The organism is Parabacteroides sp. PFB2-10 (genome assembly GCF_029893085.1).
GTDB lineage: Bacteria > Bacteroidota > Bacteroidia > Bacteroidales > Tannerellaceae > QVMG01.
Map to the genome: position 1 here is coordinate 27,230 of NZ_JARXWI010000002.1, position 15,777 is coordinate 43,006.

Annotated in this window: 15 protein-coding genes, 1 tRNA gene and 1 pseudogene; 9 read left to right on the plus strand and 8 right to left on the minus strand. The window is 44.7% G+C overall.

What is annotated here, in order from left to right; all coding sequences use genetic code 11:
• Positions 1-53: 53 nt before the first annotated feature.
• The 3 genes from M2137_RS01955 to M2137_RS01965 are packed head-to-tail and all read right to left on the minus strand — an operon-like array spanning position 54 to position 2,289.
• On the minus strand, positions 54-1,397 hold the full coding sequence (locus M2137_RS01955) for an alpha/beta fold hydrolase (protein ID WP_280764783.1): 1,344 nt from the start codon (positions 1,395-1,397) through the stop codon (positions 54-56).
• A gap of 21 nt (positions 1,398-1,418) precedes the next feature.
• Complete coding sequence (locus M2137_RS01960; RefSeq protein WP_280764784.1) at positions 1,419-2,003, minus strand: YIP1 family protein; 585 nt, start codon at positions 2,001-2,003, stop codon at positions 1,419-1,421.
• Positions 1,993-2,289 (minus strand): DUF2089 family protein, encoded by a 297-nt coding sequence (locus M2137_RS01965; RefSeq protein ID WP_280764785.1) that lies wholly within the window; start codon positions 2,287-2,289, stop codon positions 1,993-1,995. The genes M2137_RS01960 and M2137_RS01965 overlap by 11 nt, the downstream gene beginning before the upstream one ends.
• A gap of 194 nt (positions 2,290-2,483) precedes the next feature.
• Between M2137_RS01965 and M2137_RS01970 the strand changes: the two genes are divergently transcribed.
• The 3 genes from M2137_RS01970 (at position 2,484) to creD (ending at position 4,763) form a co-directional block, all read left to right on the plus strand.
• Positions 2,484-3,092, plus strand: coding sequence for a hypothetical protein (locus M2137_RS01970; RefSeq protein ID WP_280764786.1), 609 nt, complete (start codon positions 2,484-2,486; stop codon positions 3,090-3,092).
• On the plus strand, positions 3,089-3,379 hold the full coding sequence (locus tag M2137_RS01975) for a transcriptional regulator (RefSeq protein WP_280764787.1): 291 nt from the start codon (positions 3,089-3,091) through the stop codon (positions 3,377-3,379). The genes M2137_RS01970 and M2137_RS01975 overlap by 4 nt, the downstream gene beginning before the upstream one ends.
• 67 nt (positions 3,380-3,446) lie before the next feature.
• Positions 3,447-4,763: a cell envelope integrity protein CreD gene (gene creD, locus M2137_RS01980; RefSeq protein ID WP_280764788.1), complete on the plus strand. Its 1,317-nt coding sequence runs from the start codon at positions 3,447-3,449 to the stop codon at positions 4,761-4,763.
• 195 nt (positions 4,764-4,958) lie between these two features.
• Here creD and M2137_RS01985 read toward each other — a convergent pair whose 3' ends face one another.
• A complete protein-coding gene (locus M2137_RS01985) occupies positions 4,959-6,395 on the minus strand; it encodes a DUF1593 domain-containing protein (protein WP_280764789.1) in 1,437 nt (478 codons plus the stop codon).
• Positions 6,396-6,570: 175 nt separating this feature from the next.
• Here M2137_RS01985 and M2137_RS01990 point away from each other — a divergent pair, with 175 nt between their 5' ends.
• Complete coding sequence (locus M2137_RS01990) at positions 6,571-6,930, plus strand: DUF3276 family protein (protein WP_280764790.1); 360 nt, start codon at positions 6,571-6,573, stop codon at positions 6,928-6,930.
• A 92-nt stretch (positions 6,931-7,022) separates the two neighbouring features.
• Here M2137_RS01990 and M2137_RS01995 read toward each other — a convergent pair whose 3' ends face one another.
• Positions 7,023-7,190, minus strand: a complete 168-nt coding sequence (locus tag M2137_RS01995) for a 4Fe-4S binding protein (protein WP_280764791.1) — start codon at positions 7,188-7,190, stop codon at positions 7,023-7,025.
• Positions 7,191-7,352: 162 nt separating this feature from the next.
• On the opposite strand from M2137_RS01995, the gene M2137_RS02000 reads away from it, so the two are divergent.
• Positions 7,353-8,057: a porin family protein gene (locus tag M2137_RS02000; RefSeq protein WP_280764792.1), complete on the plus strand. Its 705-nt coding sequence runs from the start codon at positions 7,353-7,355 to the stop codon at positions 8,055-8,057.
• On the opposite strand, the gene M2137_RS02005 is transcribed toward M2137_RS02000, so the two are convergent.
• The 3 genes and pseudogenes from M2137_RS02005 to rsfS all read right to left on the minus strand — a co-directional run bounded on the left by M2137_RS02005 (position 8,044) and on the right by rsfS (position 11,972).
• Positions 8,044-8,877 (minus strand): phosphatidate cytidylyltransferase, encoded by an 834-nt coding sequence (locus tag M2137_RS02005; RefSeq protein ID WP_280765046.1) that lies wholly within the window; start codon positions 8,875-8,877, stop codon positions 8,044-8,046. The genes M2137_RS02000 and M2137_RS02005 overlap by 14 nt on opposite strands.
• Before the next feature lie 756 nt (positions 8,878-9,633).
• Positions 9,634-11,580: pseudogene (gene ftsH, locus M2137_RS02010) on the minus strand (ATP-dependent zinc metalloprotease FtsH); the annotation flags it as partial.
• Between the two features lie 32 nt (positions 11,581-11,612).
• Complete coding sequence (gene rsfS / locus M2137_RS02015) at positions 11,613-11,972, minus strand: ribosome silencing factor (RefSeq protein WP_280764793.1); 360 nt, start codon at positions 11,970-11,972, stop codon at positions 11,613-11,615.
• A gap of 178 nt (positions 11,973-12,150) precedes the next feature.
• On the opposite strand from rsfS, the gene M2137_RS02020 reads away from it, so the two are divergent.
• From M2137_RS02020 to M2137_RS02035, 4 genes are all read left to right on the plus strand, one after another.
• A tRNA-Gln gene (locus M2137_RS02020) sits at positions 12,151-12,221 on the plus strand.
• Positions 12,222-12,303: 82 nt separating this feature from the next.
• A complete protein-coding gene (locus M2137_RS02025; protein WP_280764794.1) occupies positions 12,304-12,984 on the plus strand; it encodes an Arm DNA-binding domain-containing protein in 681 nt (226 codons plus the stop codon).
• 302 nt (positions 12,985-13,286) lie between these two features.
• On the plus strand, positions 13,287-14,849 hold the full coding sequence (locus M2137_RS02030; protein ID WP_280764795.1) for a TIM-barrel domain-containing protein: 1,563 nt from the start codon (positions 13,287-13,289) through the stop codon (positions 14,847-14,849).
• Positions 14,846-15,595: a DUF5110 domain-containing protein gene (locus M2137_RS02035; RefSeq protein ID WP_280764796.1), complete on the plus strand. Its 750-nt coding sequence runs from the start codon at positions 14,846-14,848 to the stop codon at positions 15,593-15,595. The genes M2137_RS02030 and M2137_RS02035 overlap by 4 nt, the downstream gene beginning before the upstream one ends.
• Positions 15,596-15,777 lie beyond the last annotated feature (182 nt).

The window sequence follows — 15,777 nt, forward strand, 5'->3', positions numbered from 1 at the left end:
TTTAGCTTGCAAAAATACGCATAATCTTTTAGGTGGTAAACCTGTTTTTCCTCCTATTGTTTAAGAATCCACTCGCCCATATCTTTCAATACTTCCGGGCTGATGGTCTCTTCTATCTGACTATATTCTGCCGGTAGTCCGGTGGTGGCATGTTGGAAAAGATGATTTAGGCCGGGGTATTCTTTGATGGTTACCCGGCTGTTGCCATTCGCTGTGATTTGTTTGAAGCCTTCCAGGTTGGGTTTGGCAATTACCTGTAGGTCTTTGTCGCCATTCAGTGCCAATACAGGGCAGGTGATCTTTTTGAAGTAATCAAGTGGGTCGAAGCGCAATAGAGTGAGCATAGAGGCTGAAGTCATTTGAGCGATAATGGTTTGTTCCTGTCCCGCCAATGGGGTTCCGGCGATAATAGCCGAGATCGACTCCTTTTTCACTGTATTCTTGTCTGTCGCCAAGATGTAGTCTTCCAACTTAGTCATCGTTTCATTATAGCTATTAATGTACTCATCGGTAGCGCCGGATGTTTTGAAAAGCGCTATCCGCTGTTTTTGCATTAGATCCCGGCCGTTTTCTCCGGGGCCTGCCAGTGAAACGATAAAGGCCGGAACCTGCTGTGCTGCCAATAAGGTAGCTACGGAGCCACCTTCGCTATGCCCAATAATACCGATCTTCTGCGAATCAACCTTTTTGCGATTCTTTAAATAGGCAATAGCCGCAGCAGCATCCTCCGCGAAGTCGGGTATGCCACACTCGTTGTATTTACCTTCCGATTCGCCAACGCCGCGTTCATCATAGCGAAGTACAACTATGCCCTGGCGGGTCAGGTAGTCTGCAATCACCCAAAATGGCTTATGTCCCATCAGCTCTTCGTTCCTGTTTTGCGGCCCACTACCAGTGACTAATACTACTGCCGGATACTTGCCCTCTTTCTCAGGCAGGGTGAGGGTTCCCGCCAGCCGGACATTCGCCTTCTCATTGCGGAAGCTTATCTCTTCTGTCTGGTAAGGGTAGGGAGGCACGGGATGCTGTGGACGGTTAGCCACTGTTTCTTCCCGGGAAAACTTGATCGGAAATTGAGCGCCCATCTGCGTGAATGAACCTTCGATGGTGTTATCTTCTTTCCATACACCTTGATACTTGAATCCTATCTGTGCGATTTCCAAACTTAGTTGGTTCGCTTCAAAGGTGATTTTATTGAAAGGTATCTTTGCGGAACTCTGATCGGGTGATACCATATAACCGGAGTATGTATCTCCTGATTTCTCGATGGTGAGGTTCATCCTTAGCTTCATGGCGCCGACATCGGCGCGGCCATACCAGTTGCCGGTGATATCCTGCGCGGAAACGGAAGCCATGATGAAGAGGCTGCAAAATAGCCATACATAAATTTTTTTCATATTGAATCTATTTTAGATTGATTAATAACACAAACGAATGAGTATACGGCAAAGTGCATCACTGCCTATGATAACAATAGTATATAACACCCCCAATTTTGTTCCCTTCAGATTGCACGAAACCTTTAGGGCATTATACATCCACACCAGGATCCATACCAGGAAAACAATTGAAATAAGCGAAAACCAGAGGGTGACTAATAAGCCCGGCTGGTTCAATAGCTGGCTGGGCGGCAGATCGAAGTCGAGTGTGTTCAACCGTTGCATCGGTGGCAGGAGCGTAAACAGATTCATCAGAATGAAAGGCAGTTGCGCGAAAGCAACGGTCCCGAATACATCCACGATCCGTATACGCGAGGTAGACAACAGAAGTCCTCCGATAAAGAAAAGAAGAGCCGGCACAAGCCATACGACCAGATGCTCTACGACGTAGCACCACCAGGCATCATTGGGGGCAGGGCCAAAATGCAATAGTCCATGATAATGAAAGCCTGAATACCAGGAAGTAGCTGTCGCCACAACTATGCCTAAGACACCCCATAATAAGGCTTTCCCTCCGGCTATTTTCACAAAAGGATTCAAACATAGATTCAATTTATTGTCCATCACTCGGTTCCTCCCTCTTTTTTAAGTTTGCAATTAAATCATCTAATAGATTCCGTACCGTCGGGTAGCTGATCCCCATATTCTTCGCCATGTCTTTCAGGCTTCCGCTGCTTTTCACAAAATCTAATACAAAAGCTTGTTCCTTTTCCGACAGCCGGGCAAGCAGCGGGAGGGCAAAGCTGCCGGTCACCTCGGTATCACAATGGCTGCAATGCAGTTTTCGTACATGAAGAGCCGATTCGCAACTCGGACACTTTAATGGTAATTTCTTTTCTATTTCACTCATATCAGTTGATTTTTTTACAAATATACGATTTGGTTTAACAAAAACAATAGAAATATAAATAAAATGTATTTTCATATAAACAAAGTGAATTTTATGTGTCAAATTTCTTTAAAATGCAGAAGAAAAGAGGGAAATCAGTTGCATCAAATGAAAATACTATTAACTTTGCCACACAAAGTACTTTTATTACCGCCATGAACAAGCAATTAGAAGATATAAAAGCCATAAGAGAGATGATGGAGAAGTCATCCAAGTTCTTATCACTTAGTGGGTTGTCGGGTATACTGGCTGGTGTGACAGCTATTGCCGGAGCGGCATTCGCCTACTTTTACCTATTGCGCGACCCGTCGCTGACCGATTACAATCAAACGCAGGAGTTATTGATTTTGCTGGCCGATGCCTTAATTGTCTTGTTTCTGTCGGTCAGCTTTGCTATTTATTTTTCTTGGCGTAAGGCAAAGAAAAACAATCAATCCCTTCTTAATAAGGTGGCGATGCGCACGGTGTATAACCTGGCGCTCCCTTTGGTGGGTGGCGGTCTGTTCTGTTTACTCCTGTTGCTTCAAGGCGATATGTATATGGCCATAGCCGGTACCTTAGTGTTTTATGGCATCGCGCTTATCAATGCCTCCAAATACACTTTTGAAGAGGTGCATTACCTGGGAATCATCGAGATAGTTCTCGGCGTGATAGCTGCTGTTTTCCAACAATATGGCTTATTGTTCTGGACCTTGGGCTTCGGTGTTTGCCATATCTTGTACGGATTCATTATGTATAAAAAATATGATTTGAAGAAACGATGAAAAGCATCATCGCCAACTTAAATAAAGCCTTTGAAAGCCGGATCCGTTTGGGAATCATGTCTATCCTTTCGGTGAATGAAACGGCTGACTTCAATACCATGAAGCAGTTGCTCGAGGTGACCGACGGGAATCTCGCCAGTCATCTGAAGGCGTTGGAAGGTTTGGCTTATATCCAATCCGCGAAACAGTTTATCGGTCGAAAGCCCAATACGCAATATCGTATGACGGAAACCGGGAAGCAATGTTTTCAAGAGCATCTGAATGCTCTTGAAGCTCTTCTTAAATAATTTTTTTTCGTTATTAACTTTGAAATACAAAGTACTTTCTTTTATCACATTAAATACTTATTTATATATGGAAACACAAGAAAAGAGACTGGAAAAGCTCTCCCAATCGATCACAGTGAAGGCATTAGTTGTTGGTTTTCTTATCATTTTATTGCTCATACCGAGTGTAATGATGCAAGAGTTGATATCGGAGCGAAAATTCCGAAGTCAGGAGACCATTGAGAAAATCAATAACAAATGGAGTCAGGCACAAACCCTTTGTGCCCCTGTCTTATCGATCCCGTATACGATTTCTTATGCAAACACAGATGGAAAACTCGTAAACGAACAACATCTCTTGCACTTAACGCCCGAACATCTTACTATCGATGTCAAGCTATTTCCCGAAGAGAAGTATTATGGTATCTATAAAACGATACTCTATAGGAGCGAGGTTCGGCTCAAAGGCGGCTTTGAAATACCGGATATTGAAGAGGCCGGTTGCACGTACCACTGGGACAAAGCCTTCGTTCATATCGGCATTTCTGACCTGCGGGGCGTGACCAGCCATATCGACTTCAACCTGAAAGGCCATACGTATGCAGCCACAGCAGGCAGCCGTAGAGCCTGGTTTGCCGGAAACGAGTTGGTGGTCAATCTAAACGACGATCTGAAACTCGAAGCAAAAGAGGCAATCGACTTTGATTGTACGATTGATCTGAATGGTAGCAGCAGTATTCATTTTATTCCGATCGGTAAAACCACCCAGGTGCATATTGCTGGTGCGTGGAATGCGCCGGGATTCATCGGGAATTTTAGTCCGGAACATACCATTACAGAGACTGGCTTTGATGCGACATGGAAGATTCTGCATTTCAACCGTAGCATACCGGACAGCTGGATTGACAACGGGGTACAGCCTTTTACCGAATCCTCATTCGGCGTGAGCTTAGTAGACACCGTCGATCATTATCAGCAAAATATGCGATCGGCCAAATATGCCATCCTCTTCATTGCCTTAACCTTTGTGATCTTCTTCTTTGTTGAGATCCTGACAAAAAAGCGGATACATCCTATTCAGTATCTCTTGGTCGGATTGGCGTTGATTCTTTTTTATGCGCTTCTGCTTTCCATATCAGAACAACTGAGTTTCGCTATCGCATACGTTATTGCCAGCGTGGCGACCATTGGCATGATCGCCCTTTATGCACAAAGTATATTCAAAAACCGGAAACAAACCGGCATACTCATAGCCACGCTCTGTCTGTTATATGTGTTCCTCTATGTTATTTTGCAGTTAGAAGAGGTGGCTCTTCTTATCGGAAGCATTGGGTTGTTTCTCGTTCTGGCAGTTATAATGTACTGTTCCCGTAAGGTGAATTGGTATAAAGAAGAGGCAAAATAGAGATAAGTGGCCGTCGAAATCCTCTTGTTTGTTTGGATTCTGCGGAAAATATAGGAAGAATTCTATCGTCGATGGGCATCGACAGTACTGTCCATGCCCATCGACAGTTCTGTCCATGCGCTTCGACAGTACTGTCGATGCCCATCGACGATAGAATTCTCCCTGTTGTTTTGACTGAAAAGGTTTACACTAATCTTATTTGCTGGCTTCGATGATGATTCTCCGGTAGCTCTTTAATTGATGCTGCCCATCGTCGGTTACTTCACAAATTACATGCATGGTTTTGCCCGCGGCGTCGGCCGGTATGGCCAGGGTGGCAGAAGCGCTGTTAGCATTTTCTATCTCGATTTGGCCGTTATAGGTTCCTGACTCCGGCATGACCCACCAATGGAAACGAAGGTTGTCGCCATCCGGATCATACGACTTTGAGGCATCCAGCGTTACCGTTTTACCTGTTTGGATAGCGAAGTGGATAGCTTCGAGTCCTTTTTCTTTGTTCACGACAACCACCGGGTTGCGATTGCCTTTCCCCTCGTTTGCCCAATCCATGCGTGCCGCAAAATTGGCAAAGGTAGCGGGGTAGAAATAATGCTCGTAGCGGTTGGAGATCTCCTTGGCGCGTTTGTCTACATTGGTATAACAAGAGGTGATGCTGTCGCGGCTCATGCCCCATTCGAAATAGCCTCCCCAACCGGTTTCTCTACTTTCGCTTGGGTCGTGCAGTCCATTGGGTAATACATGGAGGAAGGAGGGTGTATCGCCCTCTACACCCCATTTGTTCTTCGGGTAAATGTGGCCTAAGTTTCCATGTTTTTGAATGTGTGTAGCATATTCATTCCAGCTTTTCGAGCCGAGGTCGTTCTGATTCAACCAGGCGCTTTCGTCCCAGATAAAGTGTAGATCCTTACCAAACTCCTTACGCATCCACTGGTGCGAGCTGAATGCGAAATTCTTAGCATCGCCATAAGGTACATCCTGGTCGGTGATGGTGTAGACACGCAATTTATGCGCGAAAGCCTTCACTTCAGCCTCGCTGCGTTCTTGTTTCACTTTCCAAAGAGCTTGCGCCAGGGTGTTGGCTCCTCCCCATGCCAATACCCAAAGGGGACGGTCGTCGGCTTCGTCGACTAATCGGATAATAAAATCGCTTCCATCCGAATGATTCTCGTTACCCAATTGGGCAACGCCCAGTTTGAGGCTGCCGTACATGGCACGGCTTCTAAGGTAGTCGGGACTCGGCCAATAGCCTATCATCTGCTTATCCGCTTCTTTTTCGACCGGAAGAAACGAGGTCTGCTTCGAACGTTTCATCAGGTTGGGCAAGTCCTTTTCGTAGGTGTCGATCACCGTCGTCAGGCTGTCTTTCCAACTCTTTGGATAAGCTCGGCCACTGCTGTTCCATCCGCCAGACACGATCAACGCTTCGATTTCATACAAATCGGCATGAACCAACAGGCGGATCATCGATTCCATATCATCGGGCTCTATATCGGCCGGCGCGATATCGGTCAATACAACAATACGGGGTTTTAATGAGTCGCTGCCGAAAACAAGCTTGTTATCTGTTGTAGCACACGATAACAGCAAGAGTATGGCTTGCAGGCAGATAATAAAGGAGCATTTGATTTTCATGATATTATTTTATTAGATATAATTTGTACAAATGTAAGCCTGCTTTCGGATTAAAACAACTTGAATTGGGCTTTGTTTCTTTGTTTTCTTATGTAAAATAGTTGTTATTTAAAAAAAAATTCACATATTTGAGCGAGTTATGAATTAGGGTGGGAAATAATAAATGTTAGCTGTCATGGAAGACTTGAACAAAAAATCACATGTTGAAGGTGGCGACAAAGAGATCTTGTATTCGAAAGCCATTAAAGCCGGAAAACGTATTTATTACTTGGATGTTAAGAAGAACCTGAAAGATGATCTGTTTCTGGCGATAACGGAAAGCAAGAAGGTACAATCGAAAGACGGAGTACAGGTAACCTTTGAAAAACACAAGATCTTTTTATACAAAGAAGATTTTGAAAAGTTTATGGATGGAATGGGTGAAGTAATCAACTACATCAAACAACGGAACGCGGAAAAGGAGCAACTCCCCCTCGCTGAAGAAAAAGGAGATGAAGGGGCTTCCGATGATATTCAGATCGATATAGAATTCTAAAAATAAACAGCCAAAAAGGAAACGGGCTATACATGATCAGATGTATAGCCCGTTTTTATAGGTATTGGTTACCTATTTCTTTTGCATGGTGTTTAAGCCGGGTGGATTGCTTCAGTCGGACAGGCGTCTGCGCAAGTTCCGCAATCGGTGCATAATTCCGGGTCGATAGCATAGATATCACCCTCAGAAATAGCGCCTACCGGACATTCGTCAATACAACTACCACATGCAATACAATCGTCGCTAATTACGTAAGCCATTTTTTTTAACTTTAAATTGATACTATAATTACTATTAATCGTGCAACAAAAATATGGCTTTCTTGGGAGATATAAAAATAGTAAGAGGTAAATTTCTTATTTCATCCCCTCTTTGCAATAACTTTTCGAGTTTTACGTTACTACTAATAAACTGTTGAACAGGTGAGAAAAGATGTCTTTATTATATTGCTTTTCCTGTTTGCTGCCGGGGTAGCGAACGCACAGACCGAGCGGGTGAAGAACCAACCCTATGCCGATATGAAGTTGTATCATCTCGGTTTCCATATAGGGCTTCACGCGCAGGATATGATATTGACCCATAGCGGCCTGACGGAGAATGGCGAAACGTGGTTCGCGGAGCTTCCTTCCTACAATCCGGGCTTTAGTGTCGGCGTGATCGGCGATATGTATCTGAGCCCTTACTTCAACCTGCGTGTTATACCGACGGTGCATTTTGGCGACAAGACGTTTATGTTTCGTGAAAAAGAGACCGGCGAAGAGTTCCGGACGGATATACGTGCCAACTACCTGACCATTCCAATCAACATTAAATATAGTGCCTTGCGCCTGAATAATTACCGTCCCTATCTGATCGGAGGGGTATACGGGCAAATGGATATCGGTCGTAAGAAGGGGAATCCCCTGTTGATGAAGGCATTCGATTTTGGGGTGGAGTTCGGGGTTGGATGTGATATTTATCTGCCCTTCTTTAAACTGTGTCCGGAGATTAAGTTTTGTTTCGGATTAGGCGATATGCTGGATAAAAAGCGTAGCGACCTGCAAAATGATCCAAGTCTGATGAAGTACACCAACGCGCTCTCCAGGGTAAGCTCCCGGATGGTGGTGCTTACCTTTAATTTCGAATAAACAGCACGATGTAGATATAGGCGGCGGGGATGGCCAGCAGGAGACTGTCGAAGCGATCCAGCATACCTCCGTGACCGGGCAATACGTTACCGGAATCTTTCACGGCAAGGGTTCTCTTCAATAACGATTCTATCAGGTCGCCCCAGGTGCCGAATACACTGACAATAATCGCAAATCCCACCCAGAAATACCAGGGCATTTCAGGAACAAACCAGGCAAAGGCCAGGGAAGAAAGAACGGCAGTCACACAGCCTCCCCAGAAACCTTCCCATGATTTCTTTGGCGAGATACGCTCGAACAATCGATGTTTTCCGAACATCGTGCCGATCAGGTAGGCGCCGGTGTCGTTGAGCCAGATAAAGACAAATATGGCCAATACGAACAGAGGAATATGAGAAAGCTCTCCGGATGTATTGGGCAAAGCCACTAAGAAATTCAATAACGAAAGCGATCCGGCACAGTAGGCCTGGGCAAAGAAGGAGATCGACCAATTCTTTAGCGGGTTGGTATCTTTATAATAGAGTTCGAAAATAAGCACGAACACCAGAAAAGCAATATATGGAAGGAAGACTATTTTCCCGAAAATCCCCTGGGCGTAGGCAAAGGTGGCGGCAAAAAGATAGACACCTCCCAGGGTATAGAAAAGACGCTTGATGGGAGAGGCCTCGTAATGCTCGGTCAAACCATAGAATTCCCATAGGGTGAAACCTGTAATACCACAGAATAAGAGAAGGAAAGTATAGGGGTGACAGCATATGCCTCCAATGATGATGGCAACAAAAACAATACCTGTCAGGGCTCTTTTAATCAGGTCTTTCAGCACGATCGTTCCAATAGTGAATTTATTTTCATGCAAATATAGAGAATTAATTCAAAAGGCAACCTGTTAAAATCTTTATTACCTCTAAAAACAAAAAAGACACCGCCGAAGGGGTGCCTTTTCTATGTTAAGATTCTATTAATCGAATAGGGAAGGATAGGAGGGGGGAGGGGTCTTTTTCTCCTTTGCCTCAGGTTCCGGTTCCTTTACTTCGGGTTCCGGTTCCAATTCCAATTTCAACTCCAAAGGTTGTTCTGCCGGGGCAACCGTTTCTTCTTCCTGGACTTCTTCCGGTTGTTCGATAACGGGTTCTTCCGGTTCGGGCATTGGTTCCGTTACGATCTCTTCCTCCACGATCGGCTCTTCTTTCTTTTTCCGCGGAGCTCTCTTTTTAATAACAGGCTCCGGAGTGGTCTCCGGTTCGGGATCAGGAGTCGGGTCTGCATTGAATTTCACGACAAAATCAGCAAACTCCTCTTCCTCAACAAGGGGCTCTTCTACTTCTGTTATCTCCTCTTGCTCCAGATGGATATTGGTTTCCGTGATTGTCTCCGGTTCTATAACCGGTTCTTCCTTTTCAGGTTCCGGTTTTTCTACCGTCTCTTTCACCTCGGGTTCATGAAGTTCGTCCGCCTTTTCTGTTTCGGTGGCCGGTTGCTCTTCTACGGGTGTTTCCTGAGGTTCAACAACAGCTGTAGCCTCTTTTGTTTCTTCTTTTTGGGCGTTCAGCTCAGCCTCTTCTTCGGCTTTCTTTTTATTCGCCTCTTCCTGCAAAGCCATAATCTCCTGCGAACGCGACACCCAGGCGCGTTTCCCGAAGATATGTTCTACGTCTTCCGTATAGATCACCTCCCGTTCGAGCAGAACCTGCGACAGTTTATTATGTCCTTCGCTGTTGTCCGATAGGATCTGTTTGGCGCGTTCGTATTGTTCGTTGATGATGCGTTGCACCTCCTTGTCGATCAGTTTGGCCGTGTCTTCGCTATAAGGCTTGGTGAATCCCCAATCCTGACCTGTTGAATCGTAATAGTTCAGGTTGGGCAATTTGTCGCTCATCCCGAAATAAACAACCATGGCGTATGCCTGTTTGGTGACACGCTCCAGGTCGTTGGAGGCTCCGGTCGATATCTTTCCGATAAAGAGTTCTTCCGCGGCACGGCCTCCCAGGGTGGCACACATCTCATCCAGTAGCTGTTCGCGGTTAGTGATTTGCCGCTCTTCGGGCAGGTACCAGGCAGCGCCCAATGCCTTACCACGCGGTACGATGGTTACCTTCACCAATGGGTTGGCATGCTCCAGCATCCAGCTCAGTGTCGCGTGGCCGGCTTCGTGAATGGCAATGCTACGGCGTTCGTCGGCTGTGGTGATACGTGAACGTTTCTCCAGTCCGCCGATAATCCGGTCGACTGCGTTCATAAAGTCCTCTTTCTGTACGAATTTCTTGCCACTACGTGCAGCGATCAGGGCTGCTTCGTTACATACATTGGCAATGTCAGCTCCCGAGAAGCCCGGTGTCTGGCGTGCCAAAAAGTCAGAATCAACAGAATTATCTATCTTGATCGGGCGCAGATGTACGCTGAATATCTCTTTGCGTTCGTTCAGATCGGGCAGTTCCACATGGATCTGACGGTCAAAACGTCCGGCGCGCAAGAGGGCTTTGTCCAAAATATCCGCACGGTTCGTCGCCGCCAGAATAATGACTCCGCTGTTCGATCCGAATCCATCCATCTCTGTCAGGAGCTGATTCAACGTGTTCTCGCGTTCATCGTTGCTATTCATATTGGCATTTTTGCCACGGGCACGCCCTACCGCATCGATCTCGTCAATGAAAACGATACAGGGCGCTTTCTCTTTGGCCTGACGGAAGAGGTCGCGTACACGCGATGCCCCTACACCGACAAACATCTCGACGAAGTCGGAACCCGACAAAGAGAAGAACGGCACATTGGCTTCGCCGGCCACCGCCTTGGCAAGCAGGGTCTTACCGGTTCCCGGAGGGCCTACTAACAGAGCACCTTTCGGTATTTTACCACCCAGTTCGGTGTATTTGCCCGGGTCTTTGAGGAATGATACGATCTCTTCCACCTCTTGTTTGGCCTCGGCCAGTCCCGCTACGTCACGGAAGGTTACCTTTTTGTCGTTATCCTTGTCGAACAATTGCGCTTTGGCTTTGCCTACGCTGAAAACACCTCCGGCACCTCCTCCGGCGCCTCCCGACATCCTTCGCATGAAGAAGATCCAAAGCGCGATGAGTAATATAAAAGGTATAAGAGACAAGAGGGAATTCCAGAATATATTCTCTCCTTCTTCAAACCGGACAGGTGTTTTTATGTCATATTCTGCCACGACGCTGTCGTAGAAATCGGTAAATTTGTCGGCAGACGGTATCTTTATATATGCTTTGGGATTGGCTCCCAGATCAGAGGTCTCACCTTTGAATACCTGGTGTAGTTTATTCCCTCTGACGGTTGCCTCCACCATGTTTTTCTTATTGAAAACGACGATCTTCTCGAAAGCGTCTTCTTTCGTGAGCCGTTGAAACTCCGTCCAATCCAACTCCCGGCTGGTCGACGAGTCGTTGGTCATCAACAAACCGATGAGAACAATAAAGATAAGTGCGTACATCCAATACAGGTTGAAACGCATGAACTTTGGCTTGTTGCTCTTCGGATTCTTATTCGGTAAATTGTTGTTGTTCTCCATCTTTTTGACTTGACTATTTTTTGTAATACAGCTTAATCCAAATCAGGAACGGCTGTTAATTTGGCATCTGCCCAAAGGTGATCCAAATTATAAAAGGCGCGTAACTCTGGTAAAAAGATATGGACAAGAACCGTGCCATAATCCATGCCTATCCACTGCGCAGCCTGATATCCTGCTACCGAGAGGGGCTTTTCTTGCGCTTCCTTCCGGGCAAACTCCCATACGGAATCAGATAGGGCTGATACCTGCGACGGAGTATTTCCTTCACAGATAACCATATATTGGCAAATGGTGCCTGTTATTTTTGTTAGATCAACTGTTACTATGTTTTTCCCCTTTTTTTCCTGTAAACCGGAAACAATTGTTTCTACTAATGCTTTTGTTTCTTTCATGTAATTAACCTTCTATTTTAGAGGTGCAAATATACTTTATTCTTTTCATAAAAGGAGCTACTCCATTTCTAATAATGAAACAATCCGGCTGTTTGAAAAGTTGACGAAGGAAAAAACTCTTTCGGTTTTTTTGTTACTTTTCAAAAACTGCCTATATTTGCAGCCGAAAACAGGTAATTGTTCTATGGTGTAATGGTAGCACAACAGATTCTGGTCCTGTTTGTCCAGGTTCGAGTCCTGGTAGAACAACAACGAAAGCCGCCCGCTTATTATCGAGGAGATAGTAAGCGGGTTTTTCTTTGATAGCCTACCTTTATCTGTATGAATCCTTATGGATCACGGATCACCCCGTAAAGTTGTGGAGTTAGAAAAACGCAATTGTCACCGGCTAAATCGTTGTACTTTTTTTCAAACAGAAAAGTACAACAGATATGGTAGAAAATGTACAACAAAAACGAATCTTTTTTACTGTTTTTCAATCATTTGCATAACTCGTCAAGGAATCTGGATTTATAGTTTTACATTAAAATTTTATTCAGATGGAAAAGATGAAAAGAAACACTTTCAGTTTGATGTACTACATCAAAAAAACAAATTGTTGAAAACCGGAGAAGCCCCAATCATGCTTCGGGTGACTATGAAAGGTAAATATGCCGAAATTACTATGAAAAGAAGTATTCTTGTAAGCCTTTGGAATCAGGCAAAGGAATGCAGCAATGGTAGGAGTCATAAAGATAAAGATAAAGAGTTGAATCGTTATCTTGACACGGTAAAAGCTCGGATCTTCGAAATCCAAAGGTTGCTTGAAAATGGTGATCAGGTTGTTAGTGCCCGACGAATTGTGGATTACTATAATGGAAAAAGAGAGGATTCCAGGACTATTGTAGAGATATTCACCGAGCATAATAATCAATGTGGCAAGTTGATCGGTGTAGATTTTACGGCAGCTACTGTAAAAAAGTTTGAAACATCCCTGTCTCATTTACAAGAATTTATGAAAATATTTTATTAAAAAGCCGACATGGGCTTGAGTGAGATTAATGGGAAATTTGTCAGAGACTTTGAATTCTTCCTTAAAACAGAGAAAAATTGGAACTTATTGCCGGAAAAGGATTAATATTATGTTAATTCCAGAGGTGAGGTTGTTCTCCTGCTTGCGCATCCTGATTATTTGTTTACATTATGAATTTAATTATCTTTGTATCTACAAGACAAATAGCTACTTAGTGTAAAAAAAAGAACTGACTTAAAAGACAAATACTAACCTTCTGATGACTCTTTTTGAGTATCAAATCAGATATAAAAAGGAAAAACATGAGAATTATTCGATATTTTTTGTTGCCTATCATTGCAGTAGGTTTTTGTATCCAAACTTTTGCTGCCGAAATAATAGTAAACGGCGAACCGGGTCAATTGGATATTCGAGTTGCGGGGCAAAATGCTATCCGAGTAACGTTAAAACCGTTGAGTTTTACTGAAAATTTTCCATTCTCGCCGGGTATAGCCAAAAGGGATTATCCTGCTCCGGTAATCAGTTTAAAAACGATTAACGGAACCGTTAAAAAAACTATTGGCAACTTGCGGGTAGAGGTCAAGTCTAATCCGTTGAGTATTCGGGTAACGACCCCCAAGGGTGAACTTATTCAATATATTGTTTTTCAGGATGACGGGCGCCTCTCTTTTATGCTCAACGGCAATGAGCCTGTTCTGGGAATGGGTGGAGGAGGCTCTTTGCCCGACAGCACAGTAAATTGGAGAGAACTTCCCATAGAGTACGATCGGCGCGGTCTGTACGACAGCATGCGACCTCGTTGGCAAACTGATGCGTATGGTTCCCGTAGTCCGGTATCTATGTTGATCGAACCGGGAAATTGGGCTATTTACATTCCCACTCCTTGGACTGAAGTGGATCTGACGGCTAATGACCGGGGGTATTTTGTTCCATGGAACCCCACGGAAGAGGAAAAGACCCGTGTGCCGCGTGACATACGGGCAGGAGCTTTCAATCAAGGAATCCCTCCCTTGGAGGCAAAGGTTGATGGGCTTTTTGACTTTTTCGTATTTGATGCCCGCGATCCGGCTACTTTGATGTCAGACTACTACACCATTACCGGTAAGGCTTCTATGCCACCGAAATGGGCATTGGGTTATATGCAATCACATCGTACCTTAGAAAGTGAAAAACAAATGCATAGTATAGTAAGCACTTTTCGGGAAAAACAAATTCCGTTAGATGCCGTCATTTATCTCGGCAATGGATTCGCTCATTATGGTTGGAATACGCGTCAAGATACATGGCAGTTTGATAAAGAAATTATTCCCGATCAGACTGCTTTTATCAAAAAAATGAACGAACAAAATACAAAAGTAGTGCTACATATTCTTCCTCCAGGTCGGCACAGGCTTCCTACCATACAAGGTTCTATTCCTGCCAAAGTGGGAGAAGTAGTTGATGAATCACACATGCAAACCTTATGGAAGCAGCACGAGCCTTTAGTGCAACTGGGAGTAGCCGGTTTTTGGGCGGATGAAGGTGACTGGTACAATTTGTTTGAGCGTGATAAAAGGCATCAGCTTTATTATTATGGACATCTTTCTACCTATCCGAATGTTCGTCCGTGGGCATTGCATCGAAACGGCTATCCGGGCATGGCGCAGTGGGGCGCATGGATGTGGTCGGGCGATCCTGCTTCGACATGGAAAACACTGGAGGTACAAATTGCTGTCGGTCTCAACCATTCCATGAGTATTGGCCCGTTTTGGGGTACCGATATTGCAGGATTTTCCGTAACGTCTGATTTAACAGGTGAATTATATACCCGCTGGATACAATTCGCCGCTTTCACAGCTTCTTTCAGGGGACATGGCCGTGGATGATGCGCCTGCCTTGGGCGTGGGGCGGAAGTTATTTCGGGCCTTTGGAAGGCGGCGGAGGCAAATTGGATGAAAAAGAATTGTTTAATAAAGCAATAGAACCAATTGTAAAAAAATATTTTGAACTTCGCTATCAATTGTTGCCCTACAACTACACCATTTCGTGGGAAGCGCATAATACCGGAATGCCTTTACAGCGTGCGATGTGGATGCATTATCCGAAAGACCCTATAAGCAAACGTATAGGTAACCAATACCTATGGGGAAAAAATCTGCTCATTGCGCCGGTTTATGAAAAAGGCGCTACGCAACGCGAAGTGTATTTGCCCGAAGGCGTATGGTATGACTGGTGGACAAACGAATCGCACCGCGGTGGGAAAACAATAACCAAAATAGTTGACTTATCCATCCTGCCGATGTTTGTGCCGGCCGGTGCTATCATACCCATTGATCCGGTACGCCAATATGCCGCTCAACCGATCAGTGAACCTACAACCCTAAGAGTATATGCAGGCGCTGACGGAAATTTTACTCTCTATGATGACGATGGTATTTCACAGGATTATCTGACCGGAAAAGGTTGCTGTATTATTGATATGAAGTGGGATCAAAAAAGTAAGCAATTAAGTTTGACTCCCGCTAAAGGAAATACAATGCAAGCGACAAGGACGTTTATTGTAGAACTTCTTCCGGATAATGTGAAAAAAGAAATCAATTTTAGTAATACACCGGTTTCGGTATCATTTTAATTCTCCGACTGAATGAAGGTATAGGGTGTGTGAACAAATGTTAATACGCCTCTTTTCTTCAAAACCTCCAACTTACGATTTGATATTTTCGCGGGAGTTTATCGCCGAATTGCACGGGATTCGGAGACAAACTCCCGGGAGAAACATTTTTTAACGTATGAATTTGTAAGCAAAACAGCCGT

What these genes read in the sequence shown, in the direction of transcription:
- M2137_RS01955 (WP_280764783.1), bottom strand. Translation starts at nt 1,397, where the DNA reads ATGAAAAAAATTTATGTATGGCTATTTTGCAGCCTCTTCATCATGGCT.
- M2137_RS01960 (WP_280764784.1), bottom strand. Translation starts at nt 2,003, where the DNA reads ATGGACAATAAATTGAATCTATGTTTGAATCCTTTTGTGAAAATAGCC.
- M2137_RS01965 (WP_280764785.1), bottom strand. Translation starts at nt 2,289, where the DNA reads ATGAGTGAAATAGAAAAGAAATTACCATTAAAGTGTCCGAGTTGCGAA.
- M2137_RS01970 (WP_280764786.1), top strand. Translation starts at nt 2,484, where the DNA reads ATGAACAAGCAATTAGAAGATATAAAAGCCATAAGAGAGATGATGGAG.
- M2137_RS01975 (WP_280764787.1), top strand. Translation starts at nt 3,089, where the DNA reads ATGAAAAGCATCATCGCCAACTTAAATAAAGCCTTTGAAAGCCGGATC.
- creD (WP_280764788.1), top strand. Translation starts at nt 3,447, where the DNA reads ATGGAAACACAAGAAAAGAGACTGGAAAAGCTCTCCCAATCGATCACA.
- M2137_RS01985 (WP_280764789.1), bottom strand. Translation starts at nt 6,395, where the DNA reads ATGAAAATCAAATGCTCCTTTATTATCTGCCTGCAAGCCATACTCTTG.
- M2137_RS01990 (WP_280764790.1), top strand. Translation starts at nt 6,571, where the DNA reads ATGGAAGACTTGAACAAAAAATCACATGTTGAAGGTGGCGACAAAGAG.
- M2137_RS01995 (WP_280764791.1), bottom strand. Translation starts at nt 7,190, where the DNA reads ATGGCTTACGTAATTAGCGACGATTGTATTGCATGTGGTAGTTGTATT.
- rsfS (WP_280764793.1), bottom strand. Translation starts at nt 11,972, where the DNA reads ATGAAAGAAACAAAAGCATTAGTAGAAACAATTGTTTCCGGTTTACAG.
- M2137_RS02025 (WP_280764794.1), top strand. Translation starts at nt 12,304, where the DNA reads ATGGATCACGGATCACCCCGTAAAGTTGTGGAGTTAGAAAAACGCAAT.
- M2137_RS02030 (WP_280764795.1), top strand. Translation starts at nt 13,287, where the DNA reads ATGAGAATTATTCGATATTTTTTGTTGCCTATCATTGCAGTAGGTTTT.
- M2137_RS02035 (WP_280764796.1), top strand. Translation starts at nt 14,846, where the DNA reads ATGATGCGCCTGCCTTGGGCGTGGGGCGGAAGTTATTTCGGGCCTTTG.